The sequence below is a fragment of the Candidatus Dedyshia acidiphila genome (assembly GCF_051025295.1).
Classification (GTDB): Bacteria; Acidobacteriota; Terriglobia; order Terriglobales; family Acidobacteriaceae; genus KBS-83.
Map to the genome: position 1 here is coordinate 78,002 of NZ_JBMGJV010000013.1, position 20,665 is coordinate 98,666.

Sequence of the window (20,665 nt, forward strand, 5' to 3'; positions counted from 1 at the left end):
CGAATGTTTGTCTCCGCGAAGTCGAACGTGGACTTCAGACCACGATTCGCGTCTCCCCGGCTCGTCTGGTCAGGTGCATCTGGTCGAGGTGTTCGAGCAGCGGGATCGCGTGCTTGCGTGTCAGGCCGCTCAACGATTTAAAGCGAGCTACGTCGAGCGACTGCCCGCGATACTGCCGGATCTGGATATATAGTGATTCGAGCGCAGCGAAATGGGTGAAGGCCGTATCATCGCCCATCCGAATCAAGCGGCGCGCGCGCAGCAGGCGTGTGACCGCGTCCCGCATCGCAGGCGCGTCCACCTTGAGTTGAGCGGCCACCTGCTGGGTCGACGGGGACGCGAGCCCGGCTGCTCGATACATCTCCTCTACGGCCTGCATCAACTGCTGCGTGCGGTCCGGCACTGCCGCAGCAGTTGCCACGCGGACCGTCTCACCCGCGATCGCAACACGCTGGGTGCCTTGGAGGCGCTTGAGCACCAGCTCTACCGTGCCTGGATCGCACCGCAGCCTCGAGATCAGCGTCGCGCGCGTTGCGCCATCGGATGAGCAGGCGCGCAGCTCACGCATCAACAGATCTTCCAATCGTGCCAATGCGTCCTTCGCAATCAGCTTTTCAGTGAGAGCTCCCTCTGAGCCGACACGCAGGACGGCTCCGCTATCGAGCTGACCGCGAAGCCTGCGGCGCAGCGCGACCGCGGTGCAGCCGGTTTCGCGGACAAGTGAGGCGATGGAGAGACCGTTGTTGCCGCAGCGCTCAATACGCAATCGCACTCGCTCGAGTTCGTCCGCGTGAGACAACTGCTCCAGCCAGTTTCGGCGTGCGGCTTTCGGCTGACGCAGCAGCGGATGAGCATCCAGCACGCGGCCACCACCAATCGTCGCCGCAGGTGAGCATTGTCGCAGCACGAACGCGTCACCCGGAACCAGAACCAGCGGCTGCGATAAGCGGAGTCTTGCCAGTCGCGATCCTCCCTCTGCTTCGTCCCCATCAGCATAGAGCAGCACCGTGGCCATCACTTCCGACGCAAACGCATGCAGGCGAACTCGCGAGCGATGCCGCAGCGGAGCTGTGTCGCGCAACATTGTGAGCTGCACATCGATGACGTGCACGGAATCGAGCGTGCCTTCCGGAACCAGCACGTCTCCGCGATGCAGCTCGTCTACTTCGACTCCGCTCAGATTGCACGCCACGCGCGAGGGGGCCACGACGCATTCACGCCCTGTGCGATGTACTTGCACGCCACGCACCCGCAGCGTCCGTCCGGATGACACGTGGAGGAGCTTGTCTCCGCTTGCGATGACGCCTGCCTGCAGCGTGCCGGTCACCACAGTTCCGAAGCCACGGACTGTGAAGGCGCGGTCGACAGGCAGACGGGTGACGCGCGCACTTCCCTTCTCCTCGGTACGCAGCGCTACCGCTGCAAGTGCGCGGCGTAGTTCGTCGAGACCCTCGCCGCTCTTCACGGAAACGGGAATCAACGGCGCTGATTTGAGGAAGGTGTGCTGCACGAGCTGGCGCACCTGGTCGCAGGCATGGCGACGCTGCTCCGCGCTCACCAGATCGCACTTACTGAGCGCGATGACCCCTCGCCGGATTCCGAGCAAGCTGCAAATGGCGAGGTGTTCCTCCGTTTGCGGCTGCACACCTGCATCCGCAGCGACCACCAGCAGCGCTGCGTCGATACCAGTAGCGCCCGCCAGCATGTTGCGTACGAACGCGTGGTGCCCGGGCACGTCGACGAGGTCAATGAGCAGTCGTCCGCCGTGGCTGTCCGGCAGCTCCAGCGCTGCGAAGCCGAGATCGATGGTGATGCCCCGGTGCTTCTCCTCCGGCAGACGATCCGTGTCCGTGCCGGTCAACGCGTAGACAAGCGCGGTCTTTCCATGATCGATGTGACCAGCGGTTCCGACCACGACCGAGCGGGAGCGCTCAATCTCCGGTGTGTCGTCATGGATTTCTTTCGGTGCTTTCATCCTGGTTCTGAATGTGCCAACGGGCCTGGAGACTCAGGCTCGCAGAGACTCTGACGAATGGCCGCAATAGCGATAGGTTCCTCAACCTCGGCAACGGTCCGCAGGTCCAGCAGCACCTGTCCGTCCCGGATGCGCGTCACAATGGGCGGCTCACCCGTGCGCAGGCGCGCAGACAAGTCCGCGTCCGATATCGATACGTGTCGCAGTGCGACCGCATAGCTGGGCAGTGTCGCGCCCGGGGTGGTGCCACCGCCGACGACGCTCGACGTCGGGACGATCTCTGCCTCCAGCTCCGGCGTTTGCACGGCTGCTGCGAATCGTTTGCAGCGTTGTCCAACCTGCTCTGCTGAAAGGCTCAGCATCCGGATTACCGGAACAGAGAGCTCATCGCTCAAGTAATCAAGCAGCGTGCCCTCGAGCGCCGCATACGTGAGCTTGTCTGCCCGGAATGCCCGATAGAACGGATTGCTTCTCATGCCTTCTATATAGGAGGAGCGGCCCAGCAGCAGACCACATTGCGGTCCGCCGAGCAGCTTGTCTCCACTAGCCGTCACTAGTGCTGCACCGCTCTGAATGGCAGCCGGCCAATTGGACTCCTCGCGAATGCCATACCCTTCGAGTGCTACCGCACAGCCGGTTCCCTGGTCCTCAAACACCGGGACGCCGGCACGTTCGCCAAGCGCGACGAGCTCCGCCAGTGATGGCTGCTCGGTGAAGCCATCCATGCGGAAGTTCGATCGGTGCACACGCAGCAGCAGCCGCGTCGCCGGCGTGATCGCAGCGGCGTAATCAGCAACGCGCGTGCGGTTCGTCGTGCCGACCTCGCGCAGCGTGGCGCCAGATTTATCGAGAATCTCCGGGATGCGAAACCCGCCACCGATCTCGACCAATTCCCCACGCGAGACGATGACCTCACCGCCTTCGGCTAGCGTGTTCAGTGCTAGATACATGGCAGCTGCGCAATTGTTCACGATCAGGGCTGCGTGGTCTTCGAGTGCGGCATTCTCTCCAAGCCTTACGCGAAGAAAGCGCAGGATCAGGTCTTCGACCGCGCCGGCCCGTTCTCCACGCTCGCCGCTTGCGAGATCGTACTCAAGATTGCAATAGCCTTGAGCGACTGCCGCAATGCGCTCAAGAGCACGCTTGCTCAATGGCGCCCGTCCCAGATTCGTTTGCAGCAACACTCCGCTGGCATTGATTACGCGGCGGAGAGAGGGCGAGCGGGCCACTTCCAAATCGGCTGCAATGGCGTCGGGCATGGCTGCGAGCGCCGCATTCAACTGGTCGGCGTTGAACTCGTCGTCTCCGCGCTCACTCGCTTGCAATCGGGAGCGCAACTCCGTGACCCTACGCCGGGTCGCATCGACGACCAGTTGCCTTGGCGCAGTCTGGAGCAGCTTCCGCATCGCAGGCAGATCTAAAAACGCGCCGACCTGGGGCAACCGCGAATAGAGCAGCCGGGCCCGATCAGACCGGGCAGTGCTGGTGAACGCGCATGACGCAGCGTCCGTGCCGCTCGACACGACTCCCATGCATCCCATAGATGCGGCGTCCCCGGCTTGTGTTCCCCGCCACGCTTGGGACAGCTCTCTCGGGGAAGCGCCTGGGATCCGGTGATCCTCCCGGTCTTCAAAACCGGCGGTCGTCCGCTTGGGCAACGGTGTGTTCGACTCACACGCGCTTCCGCCAATTCCCCACCCCTGATCGAACCCTGTAGGAATCCTGATCGACGCCGTTCAGGCGCATTTCCGCGATTGCACAAGCCACTCGCCCGCGGGTCGTTGGCTGCCCTGTGCAGCACTACGTCAACAAACGCTTCTTCTCTCGCCGGGCGTTTCCATGCTCACCGCTGTCCCTGTGCCACTGGAGATAGAGTGTTTCGGATTGACATCGGCAGGGCATCCGATGAGAATTCCGGACACGCCACAGATTTGATTTCAACAAATGTTGCAAAGCGCTACGAAGCCCAGCAACCCCGAGGTGTGTGATGGCAAGGTACCTGCCCATTCGTCCTGACAGAATCGCGATTCTCGCGCTCACCTCGCTTCTGCTCGCTCCCGCCCACGGCCAGATCGCTGGCCGTGGCGCCATTTCAGGGGCTGTCCGGGATCCCTCCGGGGCACTCGTGCCCGGTGCTTCTGTGCAGGCGCGGAACACGGCTACCAACGAAACGCGCCGTGTCACCTCCACCTCCAAGGGTGACTACACGTTGCCCCTGCTCGAGCCGGGACGGTACGAGCTGACCATCACAAAGGAAGGCTTCAGCCCGGCAACGCTGACCGGCATCTCCGTCAACGTCACAGAAGTGACGACCATCGATGCACAGCTGGCGATCGGCCCCGCGCAAGGCACAGTTCGCGTCGAGGGCACGGGCCAACTGCTGCAGACCGAATCCAGCACTCTGGGTCAGGTTGTCACCAGCCAGATGGTGGAGAACCTGCCGCTGGTCACGCGGAACTACACTCAGATCATCGACCTCTCGCCCGGCGTATCTGCGGATGTGACAAATGCCGGAGAACTTGGCAGGGGCGGGGGCGGCACAGGCGCGGTCGTCGCAGCGGGCAGCAGCAATTCAGACAACAACTTTCAAATGGACGGCGTCCAGATCAACGATCTGCAGGCCAGCGGCGGCTTCAGCGGTGGTGTGGCGATCCCGAATCCGGACACCATCCAGGAATTCAAAGTGCAGACAAGCCAGTACGACGCCTCCTATGGCCGTAATGCTGGCGCCAACGTCGACATCGTGACCAAGACGGGCGGGAACAGCTTTCACGGATCGGTGTGGGAGTTCTTCCGCAACGAGGCATTGAATGCGAACGACTACTTCCTGAAGCAGCAGGGACAGCCGCGTCCGGTCCTGCGGCAGAACCAGCCCGGGTTTACCTTTGGCGGTCCGATCCGCCGCGACAAGCTGTTCTTTTTCACGTCCTACCAGTCGACGCGCCAGCAAAACGGAGTCGACGCAGCATGCTCCACTTCGTTCAACACCCCGCCACTTACGAATGATCGTTCGGCCGGCGCGTTGGACCTCTTGTTTGCAGGCCAGCCCACATTCACTCAGGAACTGGGTCTGCCGGGTGGCTCGACCGTACTGCCGGACGGATCGAACATCAGCCCGCAGGCTCTGGCGTTGTTCAATGCGAAATTGGCCAACGGAAACTACCTGATTCCGACACCGCAGCGCATCGATACCACGCTTCCGTTTGCGGGCCAGGGAATCACCACGCTGAGCAGCCCCTGCACATTCAACGAAGATCAGTTCATGACGAACGCCGACTGGAATCAGTCGGCACGCGACCAGTGGCAGGCGCGCTTCTTCTTCGCCAACAGCGAGGAGCTCGTGAGCTTCCCGGCTTCCAACCTGGGGGGTGCCACCGCGCCCGGATTTCCGCAGGAGACGCCAAATCACTACCGGAATCTGTCACTGCTCGAGAACCATATCTTCCGCCCCAACCTGCTGAATCAGGCGGAGTTCGGCTTTCACCGCACCTGGGTCTACACATTGCAGAAGGAGGCTTTCTCATACTCGCAGATCGGCGCGCAGGTGCCCGCATTTGATGACACGCTCCCTGCGATCGAGGTGCTGGGCGGACCGACGCTGGGCGGCAACGGACAGGATGTCCTGCTTGCACAGAACACATTTGATTACCAGGACACCGTCTCCTGGACATTCGGCGCGCATGCGCTGCGCTTCGGCGGAAGTGTTAGCCGGGCGCAGGATAACCTTGCGAACTTCCGCTTTCTTGGCGGGCTGATCTTCGGGACCTATCCCGACCTGCTGCTGGGGCAAAGCGCGGAGCAGAACGGCACGCCATTCAGCAACATTTATGCATCGGTCGACCTGCCTGCACTCTTTCCTCGCAAGTTCCGCCAACTGGACGTCAGCGGATACGCGCAGGACGACTACAAGGTCACCCGCAACCTGACGCTGAACCTCGGCTTCCGTTTCGAACGAATTGGGGGCATTTCCGACGCGCTGGGACGCACGGGAAACTTCGATATCGGGCGAGCAGACCCGGATGCGCCAGACAGTGGCTCGCTGCGCGGCTTTGTGGTGGCGTCCAACTTCCGGGGCAGCCTGCCGGCCGGTGTAACTCGCTCTTCGAGCAAGCTTGGAATACAAGGCATCGGCCAGAACACAATCAATCCGCGGGTAGGATTTGCATGGCAGCTGCCAGGGCAGGATCGAGTCGTGCTGCGCGGCGGCTATGGCGTGTATCACTCCACCCCAACCGGCCAGGCGAACCTCCAGTTGCTGACCAATCCTCCTTTTGGCGAGATCCGGCAGGTGGTGGGCCCGGATAATGGCGGCGCTGACTTTGCCACTCCCATTGCACCATTCAGCGGCAGCTTCCCGCAGTTCACTCCCTATTCGCCGTCCACTTCGCTCGGTTTGTTCACGTATGCGCAGAACTTTCGGCCCGCAGTGATCCAGCACTACGACCTGAACACGCAGGTCAAGCTCTCGGAGCGGACAGTTCTCGAGGTCGGCTACCTCGGAACGCGAGGCCAGCACCTCACCATTCAACGGCTCCCCAATCAGGCATTGTCGGCCAGTCCGGAAACGCCGATTCGGGGACAAACGGACGTCAATCTCAGCAATGTGGCGCTCCGTGTGCCGATCGAGGGTCTGTCCACCTCTTCCTTTGTGCAGGCCCAGTCGTCAGGCGCCTCCTGGTACAACGGACTGCTGACGAACCTGACGCAGCGCTTCAAGGACGGTTCGCAGTATCAGATTGCATACACATGGTCGCGGTATCTGGCCGACTCGCTCACTGCTTCCACCGGCATCACCGGCGTTGTGAACGGCGGTGCTCTCCTCGGTGATCAGAATCACCCACGCACGAACTACGGCTCCGATTATTTCAACCGACCACATCGCTTCATCGCCAACTTTGTCTACCAGATCCCGACACCGTTTCGCCCGACTTCAGGCGTAGGCGAAGCGTTGGGCGGCTGGCGGCTGGCTGGCGTTGTCACGGTTCAAGCTGGTCACTTTCTCTATGTGAGCAGCACGAATGCATTCAACGCCTACGGCATCTCCGGTACGGAAGGAGACTTTGCCGAACTCGCGCCGAACTGCACAAATGCCCAGGTGCTGACGTCCGGGTCTGTCAAGCACAAGCTGAACAACTACCTGGACGCGAACTGCTTCACGAGCTATCCGGTAATCGGCGACGATGGGCTGGCAACCGGGTTCGGCAACACGCGCCCGGGGATCGCGCGCGGACCGGCGCAGAACAACACTGATCTCGCGCTGATCAAAGCGTTTCCGTTCTCACTGCGGCACGAGCAGGCGAACGCGGAGTTCCGCGTTGAGACCTTCAACACATTCAACACGCCGCAGTTCGCGGATCCGGTGCTGGCGCAGGATGCGCCCAACTTCGGCGTGATCAATCGGACAGCAGTCAGTCCGCGCATCATGCAACTCGCTCTGAAGTTGAGCTTTTAGACGTACCCGGCGACCGCAGCCTTAGCCTTCCAGACTTCCTCGCGCACCATGTGCTGCGCGAGAAAGTCTGTATCGATGTCAAAGCCGAGTCCCACACCCTGCGGAACTGGAATGGTTCCATCCGGGCGCACGGTCACCTCGGGTGTGATCAGATCGCGTTCCCAGTAGCGCTGACTGGCCGAGACGTCCCCTGGCAACGTGAATCCCGGCAGGGCGGACATCGCGATATTGTGCGCGCGTCCGACACCCGACTCGAGCATACCGCCGCACCAGACCGGAATGTTAGTTTCCAGGCAGAACTGCTGGATGCGCTTGGCTTCCGTGTGCCCCGAGACGCGCCCGAGCTTGATGTTGATCACGCGGCAGGCGCCGAGCCCGACGGCGGCCTGCGCGTCTCTCAATCCATGGATACACTCGTCCAGGCAGATCGCTGTTTTGAGCTGCGGCTGCAACAGCGAGTGCTGATAGATCTCATTCCAAGCGAGTGGCTGCTCGATGTAGTCGAGCGCGAACTCATCCAGCGCCTGCAATGTGGGCAGATCCTGAAGCGTGTATGCCGAGTTCGCATCCACCGTGAGCGCGATCGAAGGGTACCGCTGCCGCACAGCAGCGACCACCTTCACATCACTTCCGGGCTTGATCTTGAGCTTGATACGCCGATAGCCTGCGGCCAGTTCACGCTCGATCTTCTCAAGCAGAGCGGACGTATCCCTGTGAATGCCCAGCGAGACGCCACTTTCGATTGACGCGCGTGTGCCGCCCAACACCTGGCTCAATGGCGATTGAAGCCGGAGCGCATGCGCGTGCCACGCCGCATTTTCGACGGCGGCCTTCGCCATCTCGTGGCCGCGCACCGGCTCCATCCACGCCACCAGCTCTTCCGGATGGCTGAAGCTGCGCCCCATGACCAGCGGGCTCAGGAACTCACGGAGCACGAGCCACGCCGTATCAACCGTCTCGGCGTTATAGAAGGGCTGCTCAGCTGCGGTCACCTCTCCCCAGCCGGAACCTTCGTCTGTAATTATCTCGACGAGAAGGATGCGTCGGTCGTGAGTGACGCCAAAGCTCGTTTCGAAAGGCGCGATGAGCCGCATCCCTATTTCGCGGGCGTGAATTGCTTGAATTCTCATAGCACCTCGAGGATGTAGTACTCCGGCTCTTCGCCGCTGACGAAGCCTGTCACCACGTAGCCTTGGGCGAAAGCTGTTTGGAATTCATGAGCGATCCTGGACTGTTGAGCCGCGCTTGCCCGTTCTTCAACCATCGGCAGCTCGATTCGAACACTGCTGTTGCGGGGCACGTAGACAGTCCCGCTCAGGACGGCCTCTACGCGGGGACTGGCCAGCTCCCACTCCACTAGCAGCCGATCCGTCGGCAGGGCACCGTGGAGCACACTGCTGCTGAAGCCATACAGATTGGGCAGATATGTGCGCGCGAGCGCTCCCAGGCGCACCAGGTTGACGTGAGCGTTGCGCGATTGCAGCGGGTCGAAGGTCCATTGGATGATCTCGACGCCTTCAGCGAGGGCTGCGTCCCGCTGGGCCAGCTTCAAGGTGCGCCCGACCCCGCGATTCTGGTACTCCGGTAGTACGCCAAGTCGATGAGAGTGCAGCCGCCCGGGTTCCGCCGTTCTGAACGAAAGGGCGAGACCGATCAGGGTCTCGCCGTCGAACGCACCAAGGAGTTGGCCCACGAATCGTTGAGCGATGACCAGCATGGCACGTGAATCGACGTCCACGTCCGTGTAGCCCCAGATCCTGCGTTGCAGCTCAACCGCCGCATCGAGATGCTTTCCCTGACTGAGCGGCCCAACGAGCACGCCTCCAGACGCAACTTGCATGGGTCCTCCGCGCTTGTGATCCAGGGTGCCACCCGTCTGGTACAAACGTTGCAGAATGCTGGACTGCACTTGCCGCCGTGGTCACTTTAGGGAACCTTCAGCTCGAGTGTCAATCGCTGACTCCGCTGACCACCCAACTCGCGCGCCCTTCGAATGCAGTGACGCTTGACAGCGCGGAACGCAGCGACGAGACTGGGCGGACTTTCGACTTTCCGCAACGAATGTTGATATTGGCACGTATATGCCGCTCCGAGATTGTGGTTCACTCCTCCTACGGGAAAAGCAGGGCCGAATGGGGGAACGCATGACACGAAGCAAAGAGGTTCGCGCTGGCCGGAGCACGTCGCGAGGCATCATTGAATGGTGCCTGCTGGCGACCGCCATGATGTTTCTGGTTCGTCCTGCGGGTGCTGCGTCGTTCACGCTGGACCAGGTTCTGAACACGCCCTTCCCATCAGAGCTTACGGCCGCAGCGCACGCGTCCACCGTAGCGTGGCTGTCGACACAGCGTGGGGAAAGGAACATCTGGGTTGCGGCAGGGCCAGACTTCGTGCCCCGGCAGGTCACGCATTACGCAGGCGACGACGGGCAGCCAATTGCATCGGTTCGCCTGACCCCGGATGGAGGCACGGTGCTGTTCGTGCGTGGGAGTGAACTGAACGCAGCCGGTGCCTCTGCCAATCCTCATTCCTTGCCGGACGCGCCGAAGCAGCAGATATGGGCCGTGCCAGCAATCGGTGGCGAGCCACGACGCCTGGGCTATCTGGGCTGTACGCACGAGGGTTGCGAGAACCTTGTCATCTCGCCCGATGGGAAGTATGTCGCCTGGGTGGCGAAGCACACGCTCACCGTCGCTGCCGTGTCCGGCCAGGGCGAGCCATCACGCGTGAGCGATGAACGCGGAGAGCCCGGGGCACCCGTCTGGTCGCCCAACGGCGACGCGCTCGCATATACCGTCGATCGCGGCGATCATGCCTTTATCGCCGTTGCGAGCATGACCGCTGGACGCGTCAAGGACATGGCATACGTTGCGCCATCAGTCGACCGCGACCTGGAGCCGCGCTGGTCACCCGATGGAAAGCACCTCGCATTCCTGCGTACTCCGGGTCGGATGAACCATCAGCCTCTTATCCCGCCGCGGCCGACTTTATGGAGTGTGTGGGTCGCAGATGCAGATACTCGGAATGCTCATGAGCTTTGGCGTAGCGGCACGGGTTCCCGCGATTCCCTGCCTAACTTTTATTCAACATCGTTCGTCTACGCAGCCGGCAACCGCATCGTTTTTGACTCTGAGCAGGATGGCTGGGGCCATCTCTACTCGCTGGATGCGGAGAAAGGCGGCTCGCCTGTCCTGCTGACGCCCGGCGACTTCGAGATCGAGGACGTGTCACTCAGCGCCGACAAACGCAGCGTGCTCTACTCATCGAACCAGGACGATCTCGACCGACGCCATCTTTGGCGCGTGCCTGCGACCGGCGGCAAGCCGGAAGCGCTTACGCATGGCGACACAATCGAGTGGACGCCGCTCGAAACAACGGATAAGTCCGCCGTGCTTTGTCTGGGATCGAGCGCAACCACACCAGCACTCGTCTATCGAGTGCAGAATGGTGAGCGTACCGCGCTGACGTCCGCACAATTGCCAAAGGACTTCCCGGAGACGCAGCTTGTTATTCCGAAGTCCGTTCTCTTCAAGAGCGATGACGGGCTATCGATTCACGGTCAGCTGTTCACGCCACGGGAGGGCTCGAAGCCCGGGCCTGCATTGACTTTTGTTCACGGTGGTCCGCCACGGCAGATGATGCTTGGCTTCCACTACATGGATTATTACCACTTCGCCTACGCGATGAATCAGTATCTCGCCAGTCAAGGCTTCACTGTCCTGTCAGTGAATTACCGTTTGGGCGTGATGTATGGGCACGACTTCCGCGAGGCGGCGCATGCGGGTTGGCGGGGCTCGTCCGAATACAACGACGTGCTCGCCGGAGCGCATTATCTGCAGACCTTGCCTGGTGTGGATGCGAAGCGCATTGGGATCTGGGGCGGCTCGTATGGCGGGTTGCTCACTGCGCTGGCTCTGGCACGGAACTCCGATCTATTCGCAGCCGGAGTCGACTTCCACGGCGTGCACGACTGGAGCACGATTTTGGTCGATGACCTGCCGGGTGCGGCGAGCGCTCCGGACTACCAGGCCGCCCTCAAGCTGGCATGGGAGTCCTCACCCGATGCTGCGATCGAACACTGGAAGTCGCCGGTACTGCTGATCCAGGGCGATGACGACCGCAACGTGCCGTTCAATCAGATGGTCGATGTGGTGCAGCGCCTGCGCGAACACCACGTCCCGTTCCAGCAGGTGGTCTATCCGGATGAGATTCACGGATTCCTGCTCTACCGACATTTTCTCGACGGCTATCAGCGAACCGCGGACTTCTTTTTGGAACACCTGGGAGGGGCCGCGAGCCCAGGAGCGCAGCAGTAAAGCAGAACTCGTCGACTGCCGGCGCCCCTTCCTTCGTTGACAGTGTGACCAATGCTGAATGATGCTGCGTCAGTATGAACGGCAGCTCTGGCAGAAAGAAGGACGCTTCGCCGGTTCCCGTCAACGTCCGCATGAAGGAACTCACGCCAAGGCGGCGCGAGCTCATCCGGCCGGTCATCGAGAATCCGCGCGAGTTTGTGCTGCTGAGCGTGCGAGCCGCAGCTGCCCGGCTGCAAACCGATCCCGCCACCATGGTGCGTGTGGTGCAGCGGATGGGGTTTGAGAACTATCGGGCTTTCCAGAACTACCTGCACGATCTTTCGATTGCAAATGCCACGTCACTCGAAGGGATGGAGCAGAACTCCAAGGCCAGTATCCCGGATTACCTGGATGCGATGATCCAGCAGGACATCAAGAATCTGAACGCGGTGCGTGCAACGCTCGATGCGGACCGGCTGGCAGCCGTGGCACGCCGCATACATTCGGCAAAGCGCATTCTCCTGCTGGGCGGTGATCTGGCTCAGACGCTGGTGCAGTACTTCGAACACCACCTCGCGATCATTGGGCTGCCGGTTTTGGAGGCCACCACACCCGGTCGCAGCCTCCACATCACGCGCGCGATTGGGAAGGGCGATCTGGTGATCGCGATCAGCTTTCGTCGCGGCTTACGCCAAACAGTCGAAGGCATGCAACGAGCCCGCAAAAACGGCGCCTATACACTCGGCATCACCGGCACGCATCTCTCGCCGATCGCTCGTCTCTCCAACGAATACTTCGTTGCGCCGGTCGAGAGCAGTTCCTTCATCGACTCCTACGTCGCCCCCACTGCACTGGTGAACACCCTGCTGGTCGCATGCGCCAACTACAACCGCGAGGCCAGCCTGAGCTTCCTTCGCGAGGCTGCACAGGAACAACGCACCGGCTTCCGCTGGTTCGAATCCGAATAAGCTCCGGCGACGGTCCACCAGGCGAGTAGCAGCTAGCGCGCGGGCACGGCCTGCGGTTGCACCGCGTCGCTCGCGTACCGAACAGGCCACCTGACGACCAGCAGTACGGCCGTGACCGCGACGGTGATCGCGAGTCCAAAGCCGAATTCAGTGGTGATGTAAAGCGCTCTGCCGACAGGCCGCGTCATAGGGTCGAAGACAGCCTGCACAAACAGGTTGTGACTGGCGTGCAGAATGGCGCAGGGCCACAGGCTGCCGGACTGAAGACGGAACCAGCCCATTACAAAGGCCATTGCGATCACCATGGCAGTGAAGCAAGCGAGCGCGTACAGCTTTGGGGTTCCGGAGTTATAGTCGGCCAGCAACAGCGCAGGATAGTGCCACACCGCCCAGATGCAGCCGCTCATGAGGCATCCGCCGGCAAAGCCGAACCGCTGCACAAGCCGCGGCAGCAGAAAGCCTCGCCAGCCGATCTCCTCACCTAAGGCAGAAGCCAGCGTGCGGACCACGCCGATGGTGGCCAGAGTAGCGAGCGCCAGGACGGCAGAGGTGTTCGGCATCTGCGGGAAGCCATAGGAGCGTGCCGCCGCGGCCACGAAGTCTGAGACGCCTGACGAGTGTGGCACTGCCAGCCAGCACGCCACATACACCGGTAGAGCGTAGAAGAGTGGCAGAAGATAGGCCAGCGCGTTCGGGCGGGAGGGCCACCGCCAGCCAAGATCGGCGAGATCGATTCCAAGCAGCAGGCACGTGGCAAAAGCTGCCAGTGCGGGCATCCACATCAGCAGACCAACGATCAGTCCGCTTCCAACGCTGAGTGAGTGCGCGTGCACGATGAGTACATACGGAGCGCTGCTCAGAGCCGCAACTAGCACGATGAACGTTAGAAGTGGAGAAAGCCTGCCATGCATAGACGGCAGAGTACGCGCTCGCAACACATGTTGCACGCTGATTCTCTCGCGGTGACCGGCAATTCGGATTGCCTTCGGAAGATCTAATCATGCACCCCACGGGCAACGGTGCCCAGCAGCTATAGATCATCACCGAGCCCGCATGTTTCGTGAGGATGAGCGTCGGCCTGGCGTGGACCTCCCGCTTGACAGCGGCATTCGATCGGCAGAGACTGTCGCCATCTGAATTAGACTTGCAACGTATGTTGCATTGCAGGCTGCTTTCGCCTACAGACCCCCTGGATGGAGAACTGGCTTGACTGGAGAACGGTCCCTTCGCGTGCTGTCGAAGTTGGTTGTTTTGGTAGGGGTACTCTGCGGCGCTTCGCAGGCGCAGGCACCGCACACTCACCCGCTCTCTCCCCCTGCCACACCCAGTCCATCGTCGCCCTTGCCGCAATCAGGTTCTTCGCAACATGCGTTGACTCCGGAGGACCTCGGGGCATTTCTGGATGGCATGGTTCCGCCCGCCCTCAAGCGCGAGGACATAGCCGGAGCGGTCGTGATCGTCGTTAAGGACGGTAAAGTCTTCTACCAGAACGGCTACGGCTACGCGGATGTGAAGAAGCAGACTCCGGTCACGCCGGAGACACTCTTCCGGCCCGGATCCGTATCGAAGCTCTTCACCTGGACTGCGGTGATGCAACTGGTGCAGGCGGGCAAGATCGACCTCCACGCCGATATCAACCAATACCTGGACTTTAAGATCCCGGCGACTTATCCGCAGCCGATCACGATGTGGAACCTCATGACCCATACGCCCGGGTTTGAGGAGGCCATGAAAGATCTGATCACGCCGGGTGGCAAGCCCATCCCGATCCGCGAGTACCTGGTGGATCACATGCCAAAGCGCGTCTATCCGCCAGGGGTGACACCGGCCTACTCGAATTACGGAGCCACACTAGCTGGCTACATCGTGGGGCGTGTCTCCGGCATGCCTTTCGATGACTACGTGGAGCGCAATGTCTTTGCGCCGCTCGGCATGACGCACTCAAGCTTTCGGCAGCCCTTGCCTGCTGCATTGCAACCATGGATGTCCCCTGGCTACGCCTTGGGCTCCGGGGATGCCAAGCTGTTCGAGACGATCTCGGCCGAGCCCGCTGGCAGTTCCACTGTGTCTGCGCCAGACATGGCGCACTTCATGATGGCGCACCTGCAGGGCGGTGAATATAACGGCGCCCGGATTCTGAGCACAGCCACGACAGAGCTGATGCATTCTCCACAGTTCGCTGTCGATCCGGCCCTGCCACATATGGCGCTCGGTTTTTACGAGGAGACGCGCAACGGACATCGCATCATCGGCCACGCCGGAGATACGCAGTACTTCCATAGTGACCTGCACCTCATTCCCGACCAGAATCTCGGATTCTTCATCTCGTTGAATAGCTCCGGCCGTGGCGAGGTCAGCTCGCGGACAGAGGTCTTCAATGCTTTCCTGAACCGATATTTCCCCTACCAGGCCTCGGCGGCCGCGGCGCAACCGAATGCGGCGAAAGATGCGGAGCTGGTCAGCGGCGAGTACACTACCAGCCGCCGACCCGTGACCACGATTTTCAGCTTCCTTACCTTCCTTTCGAACATGAAGGTCACTCCCAAGCAGGACGGCAGCATCACCGTAGACGAGCTCAAAAACCCGGACCAGCTGCCAAAGACGTTTGTCGAAATTGCGCCCCTGCTCTACCGCGAGAAGAACGGCCAGGACAAGGTAGGTTTCACGCGAGATGCCGAGAACCGATTAGTCCTGTCCATGGACTTCCCGTTTATGGTCTTCACGAAGGCATCTCTGACTGACTCGAAGGGGTTCAACTACTTCCTGCTCGGACTCATCGTCGCGGTTGCCGTACTCGCATTGCTCTGGTGGCCACTCTCGGTTTGGGTGCGCCGTCACTATCAGCGCCCCCTGGTTCTGACAAGACGAGAGCACCTCCTGCGCGTGGTAATACGGCTGGTGTTGCTGCTGGAGGTCTGCTACTTGCTGGGATGGGCGTTGATTATGAGTAGCTCCGGCGGAGAGCCGCTGCTCGCCTCAAGCATGGATCCAGCGCTCCGGGTGCTGCAGATGATCGGCTGGCTTGGGTCGCTGGGGACGCTGGTGATTCTGTATGCGGTCGTGGAGCTGTGGCGTGTCCGGAATGAATGGTGGCTGTCCCGCGCCGGCAATGTTGCGATCGCCCTTGCGGCTATCTCGTTCTCATGGATGCTGCTGCATTGGCACCTGCTGAACTTCAGCCTTAGATATTAGGTGAGCGAACCATAACCGATGAACTGGCGGGAGCCAATGTGCTTCCGCCAGTTTTACGCTAGATTCATTCCACACCTATGACGATGATCTCAAAATGCTGGATGATCTGGACACGAGCAAACGGACCGTGTCTGCTCGGCGGCTTGCTCGCCGTGGTGCCCTGCTTTACTGCAGCGGCCTGTGCGCAGGCTCCCGCTGCATCCACGCCCTCGACTAAGCAGCAGAGCCAATACTCTGTGGAAGAAGTGATGATCCCGATGCGCGATGGTGTGCATCTGCAAACCGTCATCATCCGCAGAAGGGGCCAGACCGGCCCCTTGCCGATTCTCCTCACCAGAACACCCTACGGCATTCCCAGTCAGAGCGAGTTCGACGAAGCGGCTGCGAAGAACGGCGCCGATTGGGTTCCCACAGCGTGGAAGGAGCTCGCAGGCGACGGGTACATCTTCGTCGAGCAGAATCTGCGGGGACGTTTCAAGTCCGAGGGCGTATTCCAGCTGACATCGCAATACGATCCGAAGAACCCGAACCAGCCAAATGAGACGAACGACGCTTACGACACGATCGACTGGCTGGTGAAAAACCTGCCGAACAACACCGGCAAGGTTGGGGTTTTTGGCATTTCATACAGCGGACTCACGGCAGGGCTGACCTTGCTCCATCCGCATCCCGCGCTAAAGGCCATCAGCGAGCAGGCTTCGCCTGTCGATCAGTGGATGAACGATGACATGCATCGGTACGGCGCACTGCGTGAAAGCTATGCATTCGAATACTCCGTGTTGGAGCAGGCCGACAAGAACAAAAACACCGACTTCGACTTCGATACGTACGACACCTACGATTGGTATCTGAGACTGGGTCCGCTCACAAACGCCAATGCGAAATATCTGCATGGCACCATTCCGTTCTGGAATGAGGTGATGGCACATCCGGATTACGACTCCTTCTGGAAGAAGGAGGCCTGGGTGAACCAGTTGCACAGCTCGACCGTGCCGAACTTGAACGTCGCCGGGTTCTGGGATCAAGAGGATCCGTGGGGACCTTGGCAGATCTTCCGTCACGCAGGCGAACAGGATCCTGAACATACCAACCTGATAGTCGCCGGACCGTGGTTTCACGGAGAGTGGGCAATGCCGGAGGGAGACCACATCGGCATCGTGCCCTTCGGTGGGCACAAAACCTCGCTCGAATTCCGGCAGACAATCGAAGCGCCGTTCTTCCGCTACTACCTGCACGGAGAGGGCCAGAAACCCACGTGGCAGGCGACCACCTTCCAGACGGGCTCAAACACCTGGCACACCTACGTGTCGTGGCCGCCCAAGGAAAGCAAGCCGACCAATCTTTACTTCCATGCTGACGGAACGCTCTCCTTCGATCCGCCCCAGGGAGGCGCGAGCGAGTACCGCGAGTACACGTCCGACCAGGCAAATCCGGTGCCATATCGGCAACGGCCTATCTCGCCAACCTACCCGCTTCCTGACTGGCGCACGTGGCAGGCGGCTGACCAGCGTTTTGTGGATCACCGGCCGGATGTGCTCAGCTTCGTGAGCACACCACTCGATCAAGATCTCACCGTCACGGGAACGATTGCTGCCGAACTCTACGCCTCCACATCGGGCACAGACTCTGACTTCATCGTGAAACTGATCGACGTCTATCCGCAGTCGGGACAGCCTGCCGCGGAGGGCACGGCGGAGGGCTCTTACGCAGACTCAATGAATGGCTATGAGCTGCCGATCGCGATGGAGGTGCGCCGTGGACGTTATCTCCACAGCTTCGAGCATGCGCAAGGGCTCACACCCGACAAGCCGGAACGCTGGCCCGTTCCCCTGCGCGACCATGACCATGTCTTCCTGAAGGGACATCGCGTCATGGTGCAGGTGCAATCCACCTGGTTTCCAGTGATCGATCGCAACCCGCAGACCTTTGTACCCAGCATCTATCAGGCAAAGGCGGCGGACTATGTCGCCGCCCGTCAGCGTGTCTATTGCTCGGGTTCGATGCCGTCGCACCTGACTTTGCCGGTCGCGCCATGAGGGGAACGGTCTAGAGATATCGCGATCACTTCTTTGCGACGATCTCGACCGAGCCCGTCCGGCGCAGGATGTTCACACCCACGGAGTCAGCGTAGCGCTCAAATCGTAGGTCCAATCGCGAAGAACCGATCATCAGATTCTTGATTTCGACCCACTGCAGGCTTTCGGGGAGCGCCGCGTAAGTGCTGGTCACTCGCGAGTTCTTGGCATCCACGTCAAGGCCGAGGCAAGCCTGCAATGCCATGAATACCGAGCCGGCGGCCCACGCCTGGGGTGAGCACGCCACCGGGTAGAGCGTGGGGCCCTTGCCTGGCCGCCGATCAAATCCGCAGATCAGCTCCGGCAGGCGATGCAAATCGACAAACAGCGAGAGATCCAAAAGTCCGCTGAGAATTTCTACGGCGACACGCTTTTCGCGGGTGTCTCTCGTGCCGAGCGCCATCAACGCGTTATCGTGCGGCCACACCGATCCATTGTGATAGGACATCGGATTGTAACGGCGCTCATCCGTCGCAATGGTGCGCAGTCCCCAGCCGGTAGAGAACTGCGGCGAAACAAGCGACTCCAATGTGCGCGTAGTCTGTGCAGAGGAGGCAATACCGGAAAACAGGCACTGCCCGGCATTTGAGCTGCGCACACGGCATTGGCGTTTTTCGCCATCCAGCGCCAGCGCAAACATGCCCAGTTCATCGCACCAGAACGCCTCAGAGAACTTCTTGCGCAGCTCTCGCGCCTGTTTATCCAGCTGGGTCGACAGATCGGAATGTCCCAGGTCCTTAGCCACCTGTGCGATGCCACGCTTGGCGGAAAAAACATATCCCTGCACCTCGCAGAGCGCGATGGGACCGGTCGCGAGCGTGCCGTCGTGATGAAAAACGGAATCCTGCGAATCCTTCCAACCCTGCTGCAGCAGGCCGGAGTCGGTCTTTCGCGCATACTCCACGAATCCGTCACCGTCGCTGTCACCACAGCGGTCGATCCAATCGAGCGCCGCAAGGATGTTTGGCCAGATGCTGCGCAAGAACTCACTGTCTGCGGTGCGATGGTAGTAGGCTGCGGCGAGCATCACGAACAGCGGCGTGGAATCGACGCTGCCGTAGTACATCCCGAACGGCACCTCGCGCAGTCGAGCCATCTCGCCCTTGCGCATCTCATGCAGGATCTTGCCCGGTTCCGCATCACGCTCCGGATCGAAGCTGGTAGCCTGCGTTGCCGCGAGGTACGACAGAACACCCTTCGCGACATCGGGTGACATCCACAGCAGCTCGAGTGCGGTGATAATGCCGTCCCGACCGAAGACGGTGCTGAACCAGGGCACACCGGCATAGGGGTACGGGCCATGCTCTGTATGCGCGATCAGCATGTTCAGATCTGCACGTGACCGATTCAGCCAGTCATTGAACTGCTCGTTGGACGTGTAGATGTCCACGGCTGCAACAGAGGCATCCTGCAATTCCTTCTGAACACGCAGCAACGCCTCATCGAACCCGACCGTGGGTACCGCCGAAGCATCACGCTGGCAGATCACCTCCATCGAGAACTCGGTTTCCTGTTGAGGTTCCAGCTTGATATCAACACGGATGGACCCGCGCTCCGACGTGCTCGGCACCCCGACGCAGCGAATGTGTGTACGACGAATGACGCCGTCCAGTCCCTGATACGAAAGCACAATTCCGCCGGGCTCGATCTCCTCCGGGAGTATCTTCCCGCGATGCTCGCGCTTCTGTCCGCGAACCTCGAAGATGTCCGCGAAATCGGCCTCAAGATGGAAGGTGAGGTCCACATCGACAGCGACGTCTCCAAAGTTGTGCACCTTGATGCGATCGAAACAAGTGCCCTCGGCCAGGAACTGCGCCCGGTAGAGATGCACCGTGCCGCGCATCAACTCCTCACCCGAGGGCAGCGTGAGGTTTGGATTGGTAAGGTCCACGCCAAGCATCACGTTGTCTTCGCGCGTTCCGGAGCTCAGCAGCAGAGGCTTGTGTCCACAGATCCGCATCTCGAATCGGGAGAGGTGCCGAGTCTCATTGTGGAAGAGGCCCTGCTCTCCCGATCCAATCGGGAGAATTTCTCCATACCGATCAAACACAGCAAATGTGTCGTTGTGCAACAGGACCAGCGTGCGGCCGGCGGCAAGCGACGAATCCGCACGAATATAAAACTGGCTGCCAACTTCGATGACGTCCTTAAGGTGGTCGTCCTTCACCTGATGGGGGGATGCCAATAGTCTCTCCGCGGTTAGGTGGTCGATGAGAGGGATTCGCCGGAAGCGAAGCTCGGCTTGCGGTCAAGGATAGTCGAGAAGAGCTTCAGGTAATCGGCGGCCATCCGGCGAGCGCTGAAGCGCTCTTCGAATACACGCCGGATGAGACGCCGGTCGAGTGTGGAAATGCACATGGCGGCGTCGGCGGCTCCGTCCATACTGTCAATGATGAAGCCGGTGACCCCGTGATCGATGACCTCAGGAACAGAGCCGCTGTTATAGGCAATCACTGGAGTGCCACACGCCATGGCCTCCGTCATCACCAGGCCGAAAGGCTCTTCCCAGTCAATCAGCATCAGCAGAGCGCGAGCGTTCCCCAGGAACTCCGACTTCTCCCGTTCGCTGATCTCGCCGACGAACTCGATCAGGGGATCATCCATGAGGTGCTTGATCTCCGATTCATAGTACTCGCGGTCTGCACCATCAATCTTCGCCGCGATCTTCAAGGGAGTTCCCATACGCTTTGCGAGTTCGATCGCGCGAT

The 20,665-nt window shown here is 60.8% G+C and carries 12 protein-coding genes and 1 tRNA gene; 6 read left to right on the forward strand and 7 right to left on the reverse strand.

The genetic code is table 11. The annotated features are described in order from the left end of the window. Positions 1-34 precede the first annotated feature (34 nt). Together selB and selA are read right to left on the reverse strand one after the other, a co-directional pair. A complete protein-coding gene (gene selB, locus AC5IJH_RS07680; RefSeq protein WP_491902226.1) occupies positions 35-1,975 on the reverse strand; it encodes a selenocysteine-specific translation elongation factor in 1,941 nt (646 codons plus the stop codon). After that, entirely contained in the window at positions 1,972-3,516 is a 1,545-nt protein-coding gene (gene selA / locus AC5IJH_RS07685; RefSeq protein ID WP_491902227.1) for an L-seryl-tRNA(Sec) selenium transferase, read from the reverse strand. The genes selB and selA overlap by 4 nt, the downstream gene beginning before the upstream one ends. A gap of 54 nt (positions 3,517-3,570) precedes the next feature. Between selA and AC5IJH_RS07690 the strand changes: the two genes are divergently transcribed. Both AC5IJH_RS07690 and AC5IJH_RS07695 read left to right on the forward strand, forming a co-directional pair. Next, positions 3,571-3,664 (forward strand) — tRNA-Sec (locus AC5IJH_RS07690). 298 nt (positions 3,665-3,962) lie between these two features. Next, positions 3,963-7,427, forward strand: a complete 3,465-nt coding sequence (locus AC5IJH_RS07695; RefSeq protein ID WP_491902228.1) for a carboxypeptidase-like regulatory domain-containing protein — start codon at positions 3,963-3,965, stop codon at positions 7,425-7,427. On the opposite strand, the gene menC is transcribed toward AC5IJH_RS07695, so the two are convergent. Both menC and AC5IJH_RS07705 read right to left on the reverse strand, forming a co-directional pair. Further along, a complete protein-coding gene (gene menC, locus AC5IJH_RS07700; protein ID WP_491902229.1) occupies positions 7,424-8,557 on the reverse strand; it encodes an o-succinylbenzoate synthase in 1,134 nt (377 codons plus the stop codon). The two genes, AC5IJH_RS07695 and menC, sit on opposite strands and share 4 nt — an antisense overlap. After that, positions 8,554-9,267, reverse strand: coding sequence for a GNAT family N-acetyltransferase (locus tag AC5IJH_RS07705; protein ID WP_491902230.1), 714 nt, complete (start codon positions 9,265-9,267; stop codon positions 8,554-8,556). Before AC5IJH_RS07705 ends, menC begins: the two co-directional genes overlap by 4 nt. 304 nt (positions 9,268-9,571) lie before the next feature. On the opposite strand from AC5IJH_RS07705, the gene AC5IJH_RS07710 reads away from it, so the two are divergent. Beyond that, positions 9,572-11,743 (forward strand): S9 family peptidase, encoded by a 2,172-nt coding sequence (locus AC5IJH_RS07710; RefSeq protein WP_491902231.1) that lies wholly within the window; start codon positions 9,572-9,574, stop codon positions 11,741-11,743. A gap of 74 nt (positions 11,744-11,817) precedes the next feature. Then, positions 11,818-12,690 (forward strand): MurR/RpiR family transcriptional regulator, encoded by an 873-nt coding sequence (locus AC5IJH_RS07715; RefSeq protein WP_491902232.1) that lies wholly within the window; start codon positions 11,818-11,820, stop codon positions 12,688-12,690. Positions 12,691-12,722: 32 nt separating this feature from the next. On the opposite strand, the gene AC5IJH_RS07720 is transcribed toward AC5IJH_RS07715, so the two are convergent. Continuing rightward, complete coding sequence (locus tag AC5IJH_RS07720) at positions 12,723-13,565, reverse strand: CPBP family intramembrane glutamic endopeptidase (RefSeq protein WP_491902233.1); 843 nt, start codon at positions 13,563-13,565, stop codon at positions 12,723-12,725. Positions 13,566-14,097: 532 nt separating this feature from the next. Between AC5IJH_RS07720 and AC5IJH_RS07725 the strand changes: the two genes are divergently transcribed. Next, on the forward strand, positions 14,098-15,882 hold the full coding sequence (locus tag AC5IJH_RS07725; RefSeq protein ID WP_491902234.1) for a serine hydrolase domain-containing protein: 1,785 nt from the start codon (positions 14,098-14,100) through the stop codon (positions 15,880-15,882). Between the two features lie 101 nt (positions 15,883-15,983). After that, positions 15,984-17,918: a CocE/NonD family hydrolase gene (locus AC5IJH_RS07730; protein WP_491902235.1), complete on the forward strand. Its 1,935-nt coding sequence runs from the start codon at positions 15,984-15,986 to the stop codon at positions 17,916-17,918. A 25-nt stretch (positions 17,919-17,943) separates the two neighbouring features. Here AC5IJH_RS07730 and AC5IJH_RS07735 read toward each other — a convergent pair whose 3' ends face one another. Then, positions 17,944-20,142 (reverse strand): amylo-alpha-1,6-glucosidase, encoded by a 2,199-nt coding sequence (locus AC5IJH_RS07735; RefSeq protein WP_491902236.1) that lies wholly within the window; start codon positions 20,140-20,142, stop codon positions 17,944-17,946. A 14-nt stretch (positions 20,143-20,156) separates the two neighbouring features. Then, on the reverse strand, positions 20,157-20,665 hold a 509-nt coding region (locus tag AC5IJH_RS07740; protein WP_491902237.1), incomplete at its 5' end, for a glycosyltransferase.

Bases quoted from the DNA above. Each gene is read 5' to 3' on its own strand.
- selB (WP_491902226.1), bottom strand. From the start codon at position 1,975: ATGAAAGCACCGAAAGAAATCCATGACGACACACCGGAGATTGAGCGC.
- AC5IJH_RS07725 (WP_491902234.1), top strand. From the start codon at position 14,098: ATGGTTCCGCCCGCCCTCAAGCGCGAGGACATAGCCGGAGCGGTCGTG.
- AC5IJH_RS07710 (WP_491902231.1), top strand. From the start codon at position 9,572: ATGACACGAAGCAAAGAGGTTCGCGCTGGCCGGAGCACGTCGCGAGGC.
- AC5IJH_RS07715 (WP_491902232.1), top strand. From the start codon at position 11,818: ATGAACGGCAGCTCTGGCAGAAAGAAGGACGCTTCGCCGGTTCCCGTC.
- menC (WP_491902229.1), bottom strand. From the start codon at position 8,557: ATGAGAATTCAAGCAATTCACGCCCGCGAAATAGGGATGCGGCTCATC.
- AC5IJH_RS07705 (WP_491902230.1), bottom strand. From the start codon at position 9,267: ATGCAAGTTGCGTCTGGAGGCGTGCTCGTTGGGCCGCTCAGTCAGGGA.
- AC5IJH_RS07730 (WP_491902235.1), top strand. From the start codon at position 15,984: ATGATCTGGACACGAGCAAACGGACCGTGTCTGCTCGGCGGCTTGCTC.
- selA (WP_491902227.1), bottom strand. From the start codon at position 3,516: ATGGGATGCATGGGAGTCGTGTCGAGCGGCACGGACGCTGCGTCATGC.
- AC5IJH_RS07695 (WP_491902228.1), top strand. From the start codon at position 3,963: ATGGCAAGGTACCTGCCCATTCGTCCTGACAGAATCGCGATTCTCGCG.